Origin of the sequence: Citrobacter sp. RHBSTW-00524 (genome assembly GCF_013747755.1) — a bacterium.
GTDB classification, from domain to species: domain Bacteria; phylum Pseudomonadota; class Gammaproteobacteria; order Enterobacterales; family Enterobacteriaceae; genus Citrobacter; species Citrobacter braakii.
Genome location: NZ_CP056421.1, coordinates 5,146,392 through 5,163,478 on the forward strand (window position 1 = coordinate 5,146,392; position 17,087 = coordinate 5,163,478).

A 17,087-nucleotide genomic window follows, 5' to 3' on the forward strand; every position below is an offset into this window, starting at 1 on the left:
TATCTGGCAAGTATTCTACATACTTAGCGAGTTCCTCGTTAGTTATCCCGTCCTAAAGTAGAAAACAACAAATAATAAGCATAATATCAACATTTCATTAACCATTGAGATGTAGGGATCGTATGTCTGCCGTACTTACTGCTGAGGAAGCGCTGAAGTTAGTGGGTGAAATGTTTGTCTATCATATGCCGTTTAACCGGGCGCTGGGTCTGGAGCTTGAACGCTATGAGAAAGAATTTGCTCAATTAGCCTTTAATAATCAACCGATGATGGTCGGCAACTGGGCGCAAAGCATTCTGCATGGCGGCGTGATCGCGTCGGCGCTGGACGTTGCCGCCGGGCTGGTGTGCGTTGGCAGTACGCTGACCCGCCATGAGACGATCAGCGAGGACGAACTGCGTCAGCGAATGTCGCGCATGGGAACAATCGATTTGCGCGTTGATTACCTGCGCCCGGGGAGAGGAAATCGCTTTACCGCTACCAGCAGCCTGCTGCGGGCGGGGAATAAAGTCGCCGTTGCGCGCGTGGAACTGCATAACGAAGAACAGCTTTATATTGCCAGCGCAACCGCTACTTATATGGTGGGGTAAGTGCCCAAAAAAAGGTAAACTGCTGTTACATTTCTGAAATGAGTTTTCCCGATGGATGCTAAACAAACGCGGCAGGGCGTGTTACTCGCTCTTGCTGCTTATTTTATTTGGGGTATCGCTCCTGCCTACTTCAAGCTGATTTACTATGTCCCGGCGGATGAGATCCTGACGCACCGCGTCATCTGGTCATTTTTCTTTATGGTGGTACTGATGAGCATCAGCCGCCAGTGGTCGGGCATCAAAACGCTGCTACAAACGCCAAAGAAGATCTTCCTGCTGGCGCTCTCTGCAGTGCTCATCGGTGGAAACTGGCTGCTGTTCATTTGGGCGGTCAATAATCATCATATGCTGGAAGCCAGCCTGGGCTATTTTATTAACCCGCTGGTGAATATTGTGCTGGGAATGCTTTTCCTCGGCGAGCGCTTTCGTCGCATGCAGTGGCTGGCGGTACTGTTAGCCGCCTGCGGCGTACTGGTACAGCTGTGGACCTTCGGATCGCTGCCAATCATCGCGTTGGGCCTGGCGTTCAGCTTTGCTTTCTATGGTCTGGTACGCAAGAAGATTGCCGTCGAAGCACAAACCGGCATGCTGATCGAAACCCTGTGGCTTTTACCTGTTGCGGCTATCTATCTGTTTGGCATCGCGGACAGCCCAACCAGCCATATGGGTCAAAACCCCATGTCACTCAATCTGCTGCTGATTGCTGCAGGTGTCGTGACCACCATTCCGCTGCTGTGCTTTACCGGCGCGGCGACCCGCCTGCGTCTGTCCACGCTGGGTTTCTTCCAGTATATCGGACCCACGCTAATGTTCCTGCTGGCCGTCACTTTCTACGGTGAAGTTCCGGGAGCGGATAAAATGGTCACGTTTGCGTTTATCTGGGTGGCGCTGGCAGTTTTCGTGATGGATGCGATTTATACGCAACGACGGGTACGTCGGAGCTGAAGAAGTGCCGGATAAGGCGTAACCGCCATCCGGCACAGCCATTACAACCAGTTCTTGCGCTTAAAGTACAGATACGGCGCCAGACCCGCGAGCATCATAAAGACAATCGCCCCTGGGTAACCGAAGCTCCAGTGCAGTTCCGGCATGAACTCAAAGTTCATCCCGTAGCTGGAAGCCACCAGCGTCGGCGGCAGGAACACCACAGAGACCACCGAGAAGATCTTGATGATGCGGTTCTGCTCGATATTGATAAAGCCCATCGCCGCCTGCATCAGGAAGTTAACCTTCTGGAACAGTGATTCGTTGTGCGGCAGCAGGGATTCGATATCGCGCAGAATCTCACGCGCCTGTTCCAGCTGACTCCCCGGCAAACGCGCTTTACGCACCAGGAAGTTCAGTGCGCGCTGGGTATCCATCAGACACAGGCGGACCTTCCAGCCAATATCTTCCAGTTCCGCCAGCGTCGAAAGCGCTTCGTCATATTCATCACCCTGACGCCCTTCCATGATCACACGGCTGAGTTTTTCCAGGTCGCTGTAGATGTTTTCGATCTCATCCGCCAACTGTTCAATTTTAGTTTCAAACAGGTCGAGCAGCAGCTCGTAGGCATTGCCATCCACCATCGCCTGATTACGCGCACGCATGCGGTACAGGCGGAATGCCGGCAGCTCGCGCTCGCGCAGAGTAAACAGGCGACCTTCGCGAATGGTAAATGCGACGGTTGAGTTACCCGCGTGATCGTCGGCATCTTCATAGAAGAAGAAGGAGTGAATGTGCAAACCGTCTTCGTCTTCAAAAAAACGCGCAGATGCTTCGATGTCTTCCAGTTCAGGGCGCGTAGCCAGATTCTGGCCCAAGTCCTTTTGCACACGGTTTCGTTCTTCGTCATCCGGCTCGACTAAATCGACCCAAACCGAACTGGCCAGGTGCTCGATTTCGTCTGCCTCAAGGCGAGTTAAACGATTGTTTTCCAGTTGAAATGCGCTCAGCATGACCGGGACTCCCAATGCAAAAAATTATCGGACAGTTCGGAGGGCACACAGAAACAAATTGGGTTTCAGACCATTAAACAGCCTGACTCAGCGCGACGGGAAAAAACAGAAGGTCGCTGACAACCGCGAAGGCTATCAGCAAAAAGAGATAGCCTTAGGAGTTGATCCTGGATGACAGGATAATGAGCCAGTATCTACTGGGTGTGTCCAAGGCGAATGTCCTCTTAGCGTAATCGTGCGCGCATGTTACGCCAGCAAAATTTTGACGTCAACACGCAACAGATGGCGAAAAAGTAATAATTTCCCCTTATACAAAAAGGTTAGCAGAGGGGAATTATTTATCTATGATTTCAGAATATTAACCGACAGATAGCGGGATGGCGGCTTCGCCTTGTCCGGCCTGGAAATCAAAATGTTACCCGGTCTGTAGGCCGGATAAGACGCGCCAGCGTCGCCATCCGGCAAAACCAAACTGATCAAACCGTTTCCAGTCTGGCGTAGGCCGCCACCAGCCATTTGATCCCTTGCCCCTGGAACGCGACCTGCAAACGACTGTGCTCACCGCTTCCTTCCAGATTGACGATGGTGCCCTCACCAAACTTAGCGTGGCGCACGCGCTGGCCGAGCTTGTAGCCGGTATCATTTTCCGCCATTGGCGTGCCCATCCGCTGATGGCTCACCGGGCGGCTAACCGTGGCGCGCAGGCGAACCTCTTCAACGCACGCTTCCGGCAGTTCGCCGATAAAGCGCGACGGACGGTGGTAAACCTCTTTGCCGTACAGACGACGCGTTTCGGCGTAGGTCAGCGTCAGCTTTTGCATCGCGCGGGTCACGCCTACGTAAGCCAGGCGGCGCTCTTCTTCGAGGCGCCCACCTTCGTCCAGCGACATCTGGCTGGGGAACATGCCTTCTTCCATACCCACGATAAATACCTGGGGGAACTCCAGACCTTTCGCCGAGTGCAGCGTCATCAGTTGTACCGCATCCTGCCAGGTATCCGCCTGCCCTTCGCCTGCTTCCAGCGCGGCGTGAGACAGGAACGCCTGTAGCGGCATTAAGTCTTCGTCTTCTTCGTTGTAGCTGAACTGGCGCGTTGCCGTCACCAGTTCGTCTAAGTTTTCGATACGCGTCTGACCCTTCTCGCCTTTTTCCTGTTCGTACATCATGCGCAGGCCGGAGTCTTTAATCACCCGGTCAGTCTGCACGTGCAGCGGCATATCGGCGGTCTCCTGCGCCAGCGCATCGATCAGCTCCATAAAACGCTGTAAGGCGCTGGCGGCACGACCCGCGAGGGCTTTTTCCTGCAACAGCTCACGACAGGCCTGCCACAACGTAAGCTGGCGGTCACGGGAGGTCTGACGCACGACATCTAATGTACGATCGCCAATCCCGCGGGTTGGCGTATTCACCACACGTTCGAATGCAGCGTCGTCATTACGGTTAGCGATAAGGCGCAGGTAGGAGAGCGCATCTTTGATTTCCTGGCGTTCAAAGAAGCGCATCCCACCATAGATACGGTACGGCATGCTGGCTTGTAACAACGCCTCTTCCAGCACGCGCGACTGGGCGTTGCTGCGATACAGAATGGCGCACTGTTCCAGCGCACCGCCGTTGTCCTGCCAGGTTTTGATACGATTGACCACAAAACGCGCTTCATCGAGTTCGTTGAACGCGCAGTACAGTGAGATTGGTTCGCCGTCGATGCCATCGGTCCACAGCTTTTTACCCAAACGCCCGTTGTTGTTTTCAATCAGGGCGTTGGCCGCGCTGAGGATGTTGTTGGTCGAGCGGTAGTTCTGCTCCAGGCGAATGGTTTCTGCGCCCGGGAAATCCGTGAGGAAGCGCTGGATGTTTTCCACCTGCGCCCCGCGCCAGCCGTAGATCGACTGGTCATCATCGCCAACGATCATCACTTTGCCGGTATCGCCCGCCAGCAGGCGGATCCAGGCGTACTGAATGTTGTTGGTATCCTGGAATTCGTCCACCAGAATATTGGTAAAGCGTTCGCGGTAGTGCTGCAGGATATGCGGCTTGTTGAGCCACAGTTCATGGGCGCGCAGCAACAGCTCGGCAAAATCCACCAGCCCCGCGCGGTCACACGCTTCCTGATAGGCCTGATACACCTTTTGCCAGGTTTGCTCAACCGGGTTGCCATAGCTCTGCAGATGGTGCGGGCGCAGTCCTTCGTCTTTCTGGCTATTGATAAACCACATCGCCTGACGCGGCGGCCACTGCTTCTCATCAAGATTCATCGCCTTGATCAAACGCTTGAGCAAACGCAATTGGTCTTCGCTGTCGAGGATCTGGAAATCCTGCGGCAGGTTCGCATCCATATGGTGCGCGCGCAGCAGACGGTGCGCCAGACCGTGGAATGTACCCACCCACATACCGCCCTGGCTGGTTCCCATGATCTGGCCAATACGGTGGCGCATTTCCGCCGCTGCTTTGTTGGTAAAGGTCACCGCCATAATGGAGTATGGCGAGTTGTTCTCTACCGTCAGTAACCAGGCGATACGGTGCACCAGCACGCGAGTTTTACCACTCCCCGCGCCGGCCAAAACCAGCATGTTGCTGCGTGGCGCGGCCACCGCTTCACGCTGTTTATCATTAAGGCTGTCGAGCAGGTAAGAAACGTCCATTGGCACCGCCGCGTAAAAGTAGGTAAGGCGGATAAGCGTAGCGCCATCCGCCAAAAAGCTGGGTATATATACAGAGTTCTGCTGGTGATTATATCAGCGAGGTCAGAGATGCCAACTGTGAAATTTCGATATGCGGCAGCAAACGGCTGTCTGCGGTTTGCATCAGGTCGGCATTTTCCGGTTTGATCCAGCAGGCCTGCATACCGCAACGGATGGCCCCCGCCACGTCTGTCGTCAGGTCATCGCCCACATGCAGAATCTCAGCCACAGGCATTTTCAGTTTATCTGCCGCCAGCGCGTACATGTCGCTGAACGGTTTTGATCGCCCGTCGGGACCGGCGCGCAGCACAAACTCAAAGTAATCTCCCAGGCCGAACAGTTCTGGCTGTGCGTTACCGTTGGTGATCGCCACCAGCGGCCATTTGCGGGCCAGCGCCTTCAGCGTGTCATGCGTCGCCTGCGGGACGTCAATGCGGCTACGCCATTTGGCGAAATTCATCATCGCCGCATTTGCCCCCATTCTGGCTTCTGCTTCTGACAATCCCGCCTCCAGCATAGCGCGCTCTACGGCGCGGTGACGCCATTGGGTAACGTCGTGGTAGATTTCCGGCTCAGCGTCGCGAACGGCCTGACGTAAGCGCTGTAGGTCGCTATTTTGCAGCGAATTCAACGCCGGATGGTAATTCTGTACAAACGCGAGCGCTTCCTGCTCGGTGCGTGTGATAACGGGACGGTTATCGTAAAGGGTGTCATCAAGGTCAAAGGTGAGCGCAGAAATGCGCCCCAAAGGCCGGTAAAAACGCATTATTTCCCCCGTTTGGCGCGCGGATGCGCCGCATCGTACACTGAAGCCAGGTGTTGAAAATCAAGATGGGTATAGATTTGGGTAGTGGAGAGATTAGCATGCCCCAATAACTCCTGTACCCCGCGCAGATCGCCGCTCGACTCCAGCATATGCGTCGCAAAAGAGTGGCGCAATTTGTGGGGATGTACGTGGCTGTTCAGCCCCTGTTTGATCCCCCATTCCGCAAAGCGTTTTTGCACATTACGCGCAGAAATGCGTTTGCCCAGTTTTGACAGGAATAACGCATCGTCATCGCTGCCAAATAGCCCCCGCAGGTCCAGCCAGTGCTCAATCCACGCCACTGCATTGCGGCCAATTGGCAGGCGACGTTCTTTACTGCCCTTCCCCATCACCCATACTTCGCCGGTGTCGAGATCGAGATGTTTAATATCCAGCCCAACCAGTTCAGACAAACGCAGCCCTGCGCCGTACATCACTTCTAACATTGCCCGATCGCGCACGGCGAGGGGATCGTTGAGGTCGATATCCAGCAGACGATTAACGTCGTCGACATCGATATTTTTAGGTAGATGACGCGGTGCTTTCGGCGCGGAAACACTTTTTGCGGGATTGGCTTTCAGCTCGCCCTGATTAACCAGCCAGTCAAAGAAACTGCGCAATGCGGAGAGACGCAGCGCCAGGCTCGCCGGCCCCAGCCCTTTACGACGGCTGCGCACGGCAAAACTGCGTACCATCGAAGCGTCACATTGTTGCCAGCTTTGCAGACCGGTCTCTCCGGCTAACGCAATGATGGCATCAAGCTGACGCTGATAATTCAGCAATGTGATCGGGCTAAGCTGGCGCTCAACGCCCAGATAGCGTAAAAAGCGCGCCACATCCTGAGAAAGGGGTGAATCGGTCATACGCGTTCAATCCAGCGCTCCAGCAGCTCCGGCAACATCAGCGAGATTTCCTGCAGTAATTGCGTACCTTGCCCCTGCTGGTAATGATTAACGTCGCGACTGCTGAACAGCATCACGCCCAGGGATCCATCTTGCCCCAACATCGACATCGCCACCGAGCCTATCGCTTTCGCCTCGGGCATCATGACCAGAAGTTCCGGGCCATTGAGCGGTCCAAGATAGTGTAGTGACTGGCCCAGACGCTGAATACGCAGCGGTTCAAAAGCCTGACGGCTTAATGCCAGATGAGTGAATTTTGATGGCGCACCAAGTCGCCAGCGATCCGGGAACAGACGAACCGTCGCCCCAGCCAGCCCTAACTCACGCGCCCAGCGATGAAATCGCATCAGCATGTCGTCAAGACTGCTGGCCGATACTAGCCGGGCTTGCAGATTTAACAGACGATAGAACAGGCTTTCATTGGCGTTGGCTTGTTCCATCAACAACGCCATATTCTCTTCCAGCACGTTAATATGATTACGTGCCCGCGCCATATGCCATTCCACTAAAGAGACCGTGCCCCGCACCGGGTGCGGAACACGCATCGCTTCAACAGCCTGGGCATTACGGATAAAAAACTCAGGATTACGTTGCAGGTAATCGACGACCGCCCGGTCGTCCAGCTCCATGAGCGTTTCCTGTAGTTCTTCCCCTGGTTGCTTCATAAGTGAATAAATCCGTCGTAGACATGTGCCGCCGGGCCAGTCATATACAGCGGATGACCCGGACCTTTCCAGGCGATATCAAGTCGACCGCCCGGTAATTCCACCCTCACTTCTTCTGCCAGCAGGCCCTGCTGGATACCAACCGCAACAGCGGCGCACGCACCGCTGCCGCAGGCCTGCGTTTCACCCGCGCCGCGCTCATAGACGCGCAGCCGGATATGCTCGCGCTTTACCACCTGCATAAATCCGATATTGGCGCGTTCAGGAAAGCGTTCGTGACTTTCCAGAACCGGCCCCAACGTTTCTACCGTGGCCGTATCAACATCATCAACCTGAATTACGCAGTGCGGGTTCCCCATTGAAACCACGCCGCACAATACTGTCTGTTCAGACACGCGCATAATATAGGTCTTCTCTGCTTTGTTGGCGCGAAACGGAACCTGCGCGGGTTCAAAATTGGGTTCACCCATATTCACCCGTACCAGCTCGTCGTCGGTTACGGTTAATACCATACGACCATTAGCGGTACTGACGCGAATATCACGCTTATTGGTCAGCCCTTTCAGGCGAACAAAGCGGGCAAAACAGCGGGCGCCATTGCCACACTGTGACACTTCACTACCGTCGGCATTAAAAATACGGTAGTGGAAATCCAGCTCCGGATCATACGGAGGTTCAACCACCAGCAGTTGATCAAATCCAACGCCGAGATGCCTGTCGGACAAGCGGCGGATCAGCTCTGGTGAGAAAAAGACATTCTGCGTTACCGCGTCGACGACCATAAAATCGTTGCCAAGGCCATGCATTTTAGAGAATTGCATCATTCACTCCGTTCACGCGGGTACAGAAATATACATCTATTCCTGCCGTCAGTAATTCACCTGAGAAGGCCCGTCACTAATCCCACGATCGTTTTTCTCTGGCGTGGTGGATTGTGATTGCGGCTGAACGCTCTTGGTCGGAGGCGGCGCGGTTTTATCTGCTGGCGGGAAATAGAGCGGGCCTTTTAGCCCACAGCCCGTCAGGCTGAACAGAGTAAAAATGACAGCGAGTGGCTTTAACACGTTTTTCATTATCGATTGCCTGTAAAGTTCATGCTTTCTATTTTCTATCATCGCAGGAGAAGGCGTAAAAGCAAGAGTTAGCCTGTAATCTGCAACGCGTTTTGTTTCAGGTTATACTGCCGTCATCACGAAAAACAGGATAAGAAAATGAACGACAGTGAATTTCATCGCCTTGCTGACACCCTGTGGATGACCATTGAAGAGCGTCTGGACGACTGGGACGGCGACAGCGATATCGATTGTGAGATCAACGGCGGCGTGCTGACCATCAGCTTCGAAAACGGCAGCAAAATTATTATTAACCGTCAGGAGCCGCTGCATCAGGTGTGGCTGGCGACCAAACAGGGCGGCTACCACTTTGACCTGAAAGACGACGAGTGGATCTGCGATCGTAGCGGCGAAACGTTCTGGGATCTGCTAGAACAGGCGGCGACACAGCAGGCGGGTGAAGAGGTGAGCTTCCGTTAAGTTTTATTGCCGGATACGCTTCGCTTATCCGGCATCATGCTCACGAGAAATACTGCTGCAACAGCGGAGTGTCGTTTTCCTGACTGACGGGCGGCACGGCGCTAATCGGCTGGGTACGGAACGGGATCACCTGCGCGCGCCCATCGGTTTTCACAATCTGATAGAACTGCGGCAGGTTAAAGTTGATGAAGCTGGAGCCGTAGGTAAAGCGATCGTGCGACGACGAGTAGAAACGGCTGACATCGCGTACCAGCTCCTCTTTGCTACCTTCGCAGTGGTGATACACCTCAGCCCGATTACTCTCATCCAGAATGTAGATATTAAAGCCCTGCTCATCACCCGTTTCTTCGAAAAAGAACTGAATGATCCCTTCGCTGGCAAAACCGTCAACCACTGACGGGAGTTTCACATGATTGGTCTCAACCTGAACGGAAAGCCCGTGCAGTTTGTTATGTGAAATCGCGCCATAAAATTCAATCGCGTTTTCCAGCTTCTGTACCGAGACGTTCAGGCGCTCGAAGAACAGACCCCACGTCTGACCAGAAACGCGCAGCGCTTTGAAGCGTCCGGTTTCCTGACGGGTGCTGGAGAGGCGCAACTCGATGCACTCAGACACCAGTTGCTGCACGCGGGTGCGAATTAAACCGCGCAGATGCTGGCTATAGCAGAAAACCTCGACGCTATCCGGCGGCGCGGCATCCTGGTGCATTTTGCCCAGAATCGTTTTTAACGCTTCAATCATCGCCTGCTCACCGTTGAAGTGCAGCGTACGCACTTCATTCCACGAGTTGCGGTACAGCAGGTCGACGCTACCCACCAGGCAATTTTGTTCTTCACCAAAGCTGAAGACGTCCAGCTTACGGAAATCAAAATGTACCACCTGATTGCGAAATGCTGCCGTCGGGTCATATTCAAGGTTAACGATAATCGCCAGGTGGCGAATCTCGCACGGGCTATAGAGCGCTTTCGGCGTTGGCGCTGGCAGTCGCAGCGGGAAGTGGTGCGACACGTCGGCGACCATTTCTTGCAGCTTCGGCAAATCAACAATGCCGTTGCCCTTAATAAATAAATGCGTACGCGAGGTCAGCAGGCCGTTGAACCAGGCCCACGCCACCAGTTTATTGAGGTAGCGGTTATATTCCAGCGGCTGATGGCTGATGATCGAGTCCATGTTAGGCGCGCGGTTATAGAGATACCAACCCGAACGGTTGGCACGGCCCGGCGGCACATGGATAAAGGTCAGATTCGGTTCCGAGAGATCCGGAGATATCTGCGGGTTCACCAGCGTTACTTTACCTGGTAATGCTTCAAACGCGGCATACAGCTTACGGGTCAGCACGCCGATATCCTGCGGGCTGGCGCTCACGCTGAGGTTATTTCGGCGGGCAAAACGGATCAGGTTACGATAGCTCTGCATCATCGCATCGAGCAGTTCGTTATGCGCTTCGCGTACCTGGTCAATCTTCCAGTTAGCGCGGTTATCCAGCATGGTCAGACGGGCGTCATCCCAGCCCCACTCTTTCACTAACTGACTTAATACTTCACGACGCCAGCCCACGCAGGCGCGCTCGCGGCTCAGTTTCTCACACACTTTTAAGTAGAAACATCGACGCACTAAATCCAGACGAGTCGGGTCTTCGATCGCCGTGAGGTACTCGGTAACGCGCTCCAGCATCATGCAGTAAGGGTCGAGACCAAAAGAGACGATCTCGCCATCGTGCAGGCGCTGTTTGATATCTTTCGCCAACAGGCGTGGATTGGGGTATTCCCAGGAATAAGCTTCCAGCAGCAGCGTTTTCAATACCGCTTTGTACGGGGAGTCGATACTCTTGTACAGCTGCCAGAGGCTGGCGCCAAAGTACTCTTCGGCGGAGAGCGAACTGAGTCCGCCGAGATCCAGCCATTCGTTTGGCGTTAACACCCCCTGTGCGTAAAGCGTCATGACGTAATCGTCGTAATGCTCTTCTTCGTCGCCCGGCACCATATTCCACAGAATACGTTTACCCGCGAGACGCACAGCGGTGCGATAGAATTCATCAAGCAACAGGATATGCTGCGTCGAGCCACAGTCTTCACCACCCAAACTGCCGCTTTCATTGTGGCGGAAACGGTTTTCATCAATCAGGAAGAAGCTGACTTCCACGCCCAGCGAGGCGGCCCAGCTTTCCAGCAGGCTACATTTACGCTGCAGCAGCTGGCGCTCTTCGCTATCCAGCCAGGATTGATGGCAGACCCAAATATCAAGGTCAGAGGAACAGCTTTGCCCTACCGAAGAGGTGCTGCCCATTGAGTAAACGCCGGTGATAGGCAGTTCGCCCTTGGGAGGATCCTGCGGTGACATACCGCGGTACAGTTCCAGTTCGTTCAGGTAGTGGCGTTGGGTTTCATCAGGCGTGTAAAGGCATATGCCTTTGGGAACGTTACCATCAAGGTAACCCGGCATCAGCGGATGGTGGTAGTGCAATAATGTCGGCAGCAGACTGTATACCTGCTGGAAGGCAGGTCCCATGGCAGCAAGCGCGCGATCCACACGCAGTTGATTTATGGCATCCAGTCTCTGTTTCAGAGTCTCAATATAGAGGTACAAGACGTATCGCCTGATGTTGCTATCCGTCATGTTGTCGATTGCTGCGGCACAAGCGCTCACAATAATCGTCATCAATTCGGATAAACCGTATGTCAAAAATAACCGTTACCTGTTTTTTCGCCCATATTTTTTTATGCTGTACAGCCGAAAAAATGGTCTAAAACGTGATCAATTTAACACCTTGCTCATTGACCGTAAAGAAAGATGCGCTACATACAAGTGTAGCACCGTTCGTTACGTGTAAGTTCCTTCATACGGTCGGGAGGTTTCTCGTCATTATTCACTGCCAGTGATGATGCAGCGCCTTTTCCTCTCACTCACGTTTGAGCGTAACGCTGACATCCCTTTGATAAGGATGTTAGGATGGTCAATGATTGATAATGACGGTAACAAGCATGTTAGACAATGTTTTGAGAATTGCCACACGCCAAAGCCCCCTTGCGCTCTGGCAGGCACATTATGTCAAAGACGCCTTAATGGCAAACCACCCCGGTCTGATCGTGGAACTGGTTCCGATGGTAACCCGTGGCGATGTGATCCTTGATACCCCGCTGGCGAAAGTCGGGGGGAAAGGGTTGTTTGTTAAAGAGCTGGAAGTCGCGCTGCTGGAAAAACGCGCCGATATCGCCGTGCATTCCATGAAGGATGTGCCGGTTGAGTTCCCTGACGGTCTTGGACTGGTCACCATTTGCGAGCGAGAGGATCCGCGTGATGCTTTCGTCTCAAATAAGTACAACACGCTGGATGAACTCCCGGCAGGCAGTATCGTCGGGACATCCAGTTTGCGTCGCCAGTGCCAGTTGGCAAAGCGTCGCCCGGATCTCGTCATCCGTTCGCTGCGCGGTAACGTAGGTACGCGTCTGAGCAAACTGGATAACGGCGATTATGACGCCATTATTCTGGCGGTCGCCGGATTAAAACGTTTAGGTCTTGAGTCGCGAGTCCGCACCGCTCTGCCGCCGGAAGTCTCCCTACCCGCTGTCGGGCAAGGCGCAGTTGGCATAGAATGTCGACTGGATGATATGCGCACTCAGGCGCTGTTAGCGCCGCTCAACCATGAAGAGACGGCGCTGCGCGTCAAAGCCGAACGCGCCATGAATACCCGCCTGGAAGGGGGATGTCAGGTCCCTATCGGCAGTTATGCAGAACTCATTAACGGTGAGATTTGGCTGCGGGCGCTGGTCGGCGCGCCTGACGGTTCGCAGATGGTATGCGGAGAACGTCGCGGCGCCGCGCAGGAAGCTGAACAGATGGGCATCTCTCTGGCTGAAGAGCTGCTGGAGAACGGTGCGCGCACCATTCTGGCTGAAGTTTACAACGGAGAAGCCCCCGCATGAGTATTCTGGTCACCCGCCCGTCTCCCGCAGGGGAAGAGTTAGTGAGCCGTCTGCGCACACTGGGGCAGGTGGCCTGGAGCTTTCCGCTCATCGAGTTTTCGCCCGGTCGGGAGCTGGCAACGCTTGCTTCCCGACTGTCGGCGCTGACGGAAAACGATCTGGTCTTCGCCCTCTCGCAACACGCCGTCACCTTTGCAGATGCCGAACTTCAGCAACAAGGGAAAAGCTGGCCCTCCCTTCCGCGTTATTTTGCCATTGGTCGCACAACGGCGCTGGCGCTGCATACCGTTAGCGGTTTCAATATTCACTACCCTCTGGATCGGGAAATTAGCGAAGTCTTGCTACAATTACCTGAATTACAAAATATTGCGGGAAAACGCGCGCTGATATTACGCGGCAATGGTGGCCGTGAGCTGATAGGTGAAACCCTGACAGCACGCGGAGCTGATGTCGATTTTTGTGAATGTTATCAACGCAGTGCAAAATATTACGATGGTGCAGAAGAAGCGATGCGCTGGCAATCTCGTGGTGTGACCACGGTGGTTGTCACCAGCGGAGAGATGCTACAACAGCTCTGGTCGCTCATTCCGCAGTGGTATCGTGAGCACTGGTTACTACGCTGTCGGCTGCTGGTCGTCAGTGAGCGTCTGGCGCACCTCGCCCGGGAACTGGGCTGGCAAGATATTAAGGTCGCTGATAACGCCGACAACGATGCGCTACTACGCGCATTACAATAACTCTCATAATGGGATGCCATAATGACGGAACAAGAAAAATCCTCCGCCGTGGTTGAAGAGACCAGGGAGGCCGTGGAAACCACGTCACAGCCAGTCAATACTGAAAAAAAGAGTAAGAACAGCACGGCGCTGATTCTGAGCGCAGTGGCGATTGCTATTGCGCTGGCTGCAGGCGTTGGGCTGTACGGTTGGGGGAAACAGCAGGCAACAACGCAGACAGCAACCAGCGATGCGCTGGCGAACCAGCTTACGGCGTTGCAAAAAGCGCAAGAAAGCCAAAAAGCTGAGCTGGAAGGCATTATTAAGCAGCAGGCAACGCAGCTGGATGAAGCCGCTCGCCAGCAGGCCGCGCTGGTCAAACAGCTTGACGAAGTCCAGCAAAAAGTCGCCACTATCTCCGGCAGCGATGCCGGGACATGGCTGCTGGCGCAGGCTGATTTTCTGGTGAAACTGGCCGGTCGCAAATTATGGAGCGATCAGGACGTTACTACCGCCGCGGCGCTGCTGAAAAGCGCTGACGCCAGCCTGGCGGATATGAATGACCCAAGCCTGATTACCGCCCGTCGCGCGATTACCGACGATATCGCGAGCCTCTCTGCGGTGACTCAGGTCGACTATGACGGCATTATCCTGAAAGTGAATCAGCTCTCTAACCAGATTGATAACCTGCGTCTGGCCGACAACGACACCGACGATTCGCCGATGGATTCCGACAGCAGCGAGCTTTCCAGCTCGATCAGCGAATGGCGCGTCAATCTGCAAAAAAGCTGGCAGAACTTTATGGACAGCTTTATCACCGTTCGCCGTCGTGATGAAACCGCCGTCCCGCTGCTGGCACCGAACCAGGACGTTTACTTACGTGAAAATATCCGTTCTCGCCTGTTAGTGGCCGCCCAGGCCGTGCCGCGTCATCAGGAGGAAACATATCGCCAGGCGCTGGAAAACGTCTCCACCTGGGTGCGCGCCTACTACGACACCGACGATGCAGCCACCAAAGCTTTCCTTGAAGAGGTAGACCAACTGAGCCAACAAAGCATCAGCATGGACGTACCGGAAACGCTGCAGAGCCAGGCGCTTCTCGACAAGCTCATGCAGACCCGCGTACGTAATTTACTGGCACAGCCTGCCACAGCGCCGGTTGCAGCAACTCCTGCGCCTTCAGCTGAAACTCCGGCAACTGCGCCGCAAGGAGAATAATGATGCTAAAAGTATTATTGCTCTTTGTGCTGTTGATCGCCGGGATCGTTGTCGGTCCAATGATTGCCGGTCATCAGGGCTACGTACTGATCCAGACGGATAATTACAATATCGAAACCAGCGTGACGGGTCTGGTGATCATTCTGATCGTCGCAATGGTCGTCCTGTTTGCGATTGAATGGCTGCTGCGCCGAATTTTCCGCACTGGCGCGCATACCCGCGGATGGTTTGTCGGTCGGAAGCGTCGTCGCGCCCGTAAGCAGACCGAGCAGGCGCTGCTCAAGCTGGCAGAAGGCGATTATCAGCAGGTTGAAAAGCTGATGTCGAAAAACGCCGATCATGCAGAACAGCCGGTAGTGAATTACCTGCTGGCGGCAGAAGCTGCTCAACAGCGCGGTGACGAAGCTCGTGCCAACCAACACCTTGAGCGTGCTGCCGAACTGGCCGGAAATGATACGATCCCGGTAGAAATCACTCGCGTTCGCCTGCAGCTGGCACGTAATGAAAATCACGCCGCACGCCACAGCGTAGATAAACTGCTGGAAGTGACGCCACGTCATCCGGAAGTGCTGCGTCTGGCTGAACAGGCCTACATTCGTACCGGTGCATGGAGTTCGTTACTGGATATCATTCCATCCATGGCAAAAGCGCACGTGGGTGATGACGAGCACCGCGCGATGCTGGAACAGCAGGCATGGGTTGGTCTGATGGATCAGGTTCGCGCCGATCAGGGCAGCGAGGGGCTACGTGCATGGTGGAAAAACCAGAACCGTAAAACCCGTCACCAAGTTGCCCTGCAGGTAGCAATGGCTGAACATCTGATTGAGTGTGACGATCACGATACGGCGCAGCAGGTCATCATTGATGGTCTTAAACGCCAGTATGACGACCGCCTGGTGCTGCCGATCCCGCGTCTGAAAACCAACAACCCGGAACAGATAGAAAAAGTGTTGCGCCAGCAGATTAAAGCCGTCGGCGATCGCCCATTACTGTGGAGCACGCTGGGCCAGTCGCTAATGAAGCACGGCGAATGGCAGGAAGCCACGTTCGCCTTCCGTGCCGCTCTCAAACAGCGTCCAGATGCCTATGACTACGCCTGGCTTGCTGACGCGCTGGACAGACTGCATCAGCCGGAAGAAGCCGCCACCATGCGTCGTGATGGCCTGATGTTGACGCTGCAGAACAACAATCCCCCGCAGTAATTCCCTCTTGCCCGGTGACGCTTCGCTTACCGGGCCTACCGTTATTTCATATACACCAAATCATTCGAGATGCTTCGAGGCGACTTGAAGGATGAGGTGTATATGCATAAAAAAACGCCCGCTCTTTTGGAGCAGGCGCTAAACAGGTCTGTATGACAACATAAATGGGTGCTTCACTCAACGTTATGTCCATGGTGTTTGATGAGGCCAGAGCGACATCTGTCTGTGGACGATAAGCACCGTAAACGGCTCTGCATCATTCCTGAGTTTATGAGGCCAGATGGCGAACATAAGAGATGGAATGAGCATCTACCCGTGTATTATTGCACAAGGCATGCCACGATTGCACTGCAAAAACAATGGAACCGGACTTTTTAAGACATCAGGAAATTCGGGGAAATAAAGGCTGAGAAGGGAAAATCAGAAAACAAAAAACCCCGCCGAAGCGGGGTTCAAAATTGGTCGGCGAGAGAGGATTCGAACCTCCGACCCACTGGTCCCAAACCAGTTGCGCTACCAAGCTGCGCTACTCGCCGTTTTACTGCTTTTTGAATTTTTAGTTCAATTCTTTAAGTCGTGGTGCGAGGGGGGGGACTCGAACCCCCACATCCTAAGGACACTAACACCTGAAGCTAGCGCGTCTACCAATTCCGCCACCTTCGCATTTCACAACTTTAAATTAATGGGGTGGCTAATGGGATTCGAACCCACGACAACTGGAATCACAATCCAGGGCTCTACCAACTGAGCTATAGCCACCACTGCAAATCTTTTACGCGGTATTAAAACCACCGCAGCTCCGGCACCTTGCTAAATGGTGCGCCCGACAGGATTCGAACCTGAGACCTCTGCCTCCGGAGGGCAGCGCTCTATCCAGCTGAGCTACGGGCGCTTAGCGCCGTTGCGGGGCTGGATATT

The 17,087-nt window shown here is 54.3% G+C and carries 16 protein-coding genes and 4 tRNA genes; 7 read left to right on the forward strand and 13 right to left on the reverse strand.

What is annotated here, in order from left to right:
* The first annotated feature begins 122 nt into the window (after positions 1-122).
* Together yigI and rarD are read left to right on the forward strand one after the other, a co-directional pair.
* A complete protein-coding gene (gene yigI, locus HV229_RS24635; protein ID WP_003017917.1) occupies positions 123-590 on the forward strand; it encodes an acyl-CoA thioesterase YigI in 468 nt (155 codons plus the stop codon).
* A gap of 51 nt (positions 591-641) precedes the next feature.
* Positions 642-1,535, forward strand: a complete 894-nt coding sequence (rarD, locus tag HV229_RS24640; protein ID WP_016155131.1) for an EamA family transporter RarD — start codon at positions 642-644, stop codon at positions 1,533-1,535.
* 41 nt (positions 1,536-1,576) lie between these two features.
* Here rarD and corA read toward each other — a convergent pair whose 3' ends face one another.
* From corA to HV229_RS24675, 8 genes are all read right to left on the reverse strand, one after another.
* Positions 1,577-2,527 (reverse strand): magnesium/cobalt transporter CorA, encoded by a 951-nt coding sequence (gene corA, locus HV229_RS24645; protein WP_003017920.1) that lies wholly within the window; start codon positions 2,525-2,527, stop codon positions 1,577-1,579.
* Between the two features lie 154 nt (positions 2,528-2,681).
* Positions 2,682-2,738, reverse strand: coding sequence for a YsgD/CorL family protein (gene ysgD / locus HV229_RS26170; RefSeq protein WP_212723238.1), 57 nt, complete (start codon positions 2,736-2,738; stop codon positions 2,682-2,684).
* 265 nt (positions 2,739-3,003) lie between these two features.
* Positions 3,004-5,166, reverse strand: coding sequence for a DNA helicase II (gene uvrD / locus HV229_RS24650; protein WP_016155130.1), 2,163 nt, complete (start codon positions 5,164-5,166; stop codon positions 3,004-3,006).
* Positions 5,167-5,254: 88 nt separating this feature from the next.
* Positions 5,255-5,971, reverse strand: a complete 717-nt coding sequence (yigB, locus tag HV229_RS24655) for a 5-amino-6-(5-phospho-D-ribitylamino)uracil phosphatase YigB (RefSeq protein WP_016155129.1) — start codon at positions 5,969-5,971, stop codon at positions 5,255-5,257.
* Positions 5,971-6,873: a tyrosine recombinase XerC gene (gene xerC / locus HV229_RS24660; protein WP_046274891.1), complete on the reverse strand. Its 903-nt coding sequence runs from the start codon at positions 6,871-6,873 to the stop codon at positions 5,971-5,973. The genes yigB and xerC overlap by 1 nt, the downstream gene beginning before the upstream one ends.
* Positions 6,870-7,577 carry a DUF484 domain-containing protein gene (locus HV229_RS24665; protein ID WP_047358746.1) on the reverse strand — a complete coding sequence of 236 codons (708 nt, stop codon included), beginning with the start codon at positions 7,575-7,577 and terminating at the stop codon, positions 6,870-6,872. Before HV229_RS24665 ends, xerC begins: the two co-directional genes overlap by 4 nt.
* The gene (dapF, locus tag HV229_RS24670; RefSeq protein WP_080860390.1) at positions 7,574-8,398 is read right to left on the reverse strand and encodes a diaminopimelate epimerase; all 825 of its coding nucleotides are present in this window, start codon (positions 8,396-8,398) and stop codon (positions 7,574-7,576) included. The genes HV229_RS24665 and dapF overlap by 4 nt, the downstream gene beginning before the upstream one ends.
* A 48-nt stretch (positions 8,399-8,446) precedes the next feature.
* Positions 8,447-8,650 (reverse strand): lipoprotein, encoded by a 204-nt coding sequence (locus tag HV229_RS24675; RefSeq protein WP_003017937.1) that lies wholly within the window; start codon positions 8,648-8,650, stop codon positions 8,447-8,449.
* A 138-nt stretch (positions 8,651-8,788) separates the two neighbouring features.
* On the opposite strand from HV229_RS24675, the gene cyaY reads away from it, so the two are divergent.
* Positions 8,789-9,109 (forward strand): iron donor protein CyaY, encoded by a 321-nt coding sequence (cyaY, locus tag HV229_RS24680; RefSeq protein ID WP_080860388.1) that lies wholly within the window; start codon positions 8,789-8,791, stop codon positions 9,107-9,109.
* Between the two features lie 40 nt (positions 9,110-9,149).
* Here cyaY and cyaA read toward each other — a convergent pair whose 3' ends face one another.
* Entirely contained in the window at positions 9,150-11,696 is a 2,547-nt protein-coding gene (gene cyaA, locus HV229_RS24685; RefSeq protein WP_019078435.1) for a class I adenylate cyclase, read from the reverse strand.
* A 395-nt stretch (positions 11,697-12,091) separates the two neighbouring features.
* Between cyaA and hemC the strand changes: the two genes are divergently transcribed.
* Genes hemC through hemY form a run of 4 tightly spaced genes read left to right on the forward strand, consistent with a single transcriptional unit; the run spans position 12,092 to position 16,169 of the window.
* A complete protein-coding gene (gene hemC / locus HV229_RS24690) occupies positions 12,092-13,033 on the forward strand; it encodes a hydroxymethylbilane synthase (protein ID WP_016157846.1) in 942 nt (313 codons plus the stop codon).
* Positions 13,030-13,770: a uroporphyrinogen-III synthase gene (gene hemD, locus HV229_RS24695; protein ID WP_016155122.1), complete on the forward strand. Its 741-nt coding sequence runs from the start codon at positions 13,030-13,032 to the stop codon at positions 13,768-13,770. The genes hemC and hemD overlap by 4 nt, the downstream gene beginning before the upstream one ends.
* A gap of 21 nt (positions 13,771-13,791) precedes the next feature.
* Entirely contained in the window at positions 13,792-14,967 is a 1,176-nt protein-coding gene (hemX, locus tag HV229_RS24700; RefSeq protein ID WP_080860387.1) for a uroporphyrinogen-III C-methyltransferase, read from the forward strand.
* A 2-nt stretch (positions 14,968-14,969) separates the two neighbouring features.
* Complete coding sequence (hemY, locus tag HV229_RS24705) at positions 14,970-16,169, forward strand: protoheme IX biogenesis protein HemY (protein WP_016155120.1); 1,200 nt, start codon at positions 14,970-14,972, stop codon at positions 16,167-16,169.
* 459 nt (positions 16,170-16,628) lie between these two features.
* Here the strand turns inward: hemY and HV229_RS24710 are convergent.
* From HV229_RS24710 to HV229_RS24725, 4 genes are all read right to left on the reverse strand, one after another.
* Positions 16,629-16,705: transfer RNA gene (locus HV229_RS24710), tRNA-Pro, on the reverse strand.
* A gap of 41 nt (positions 16,706-16,746) precedes the next feature.
* A tRNA-Leu gene (locus HV229_RS24715) sits at positions 16,747-16,832 on the reverse strand.
* Between the two features lie 20 nt (positions 16,833-16,852).
* Positions 16,853-16,928, reverse strand: a tRNA-His gene (locus HV229_RS24720).
* 56 nt (positions 16,929-16,984) lie between these two features.
* Positions 16,985-17,061, reverse strand: a tRNA-Arg gene (locus tag HV229_RS24725).
* Between the last annotated feature and the right edge of the window lie 26 nt (positions 17,062-17,087).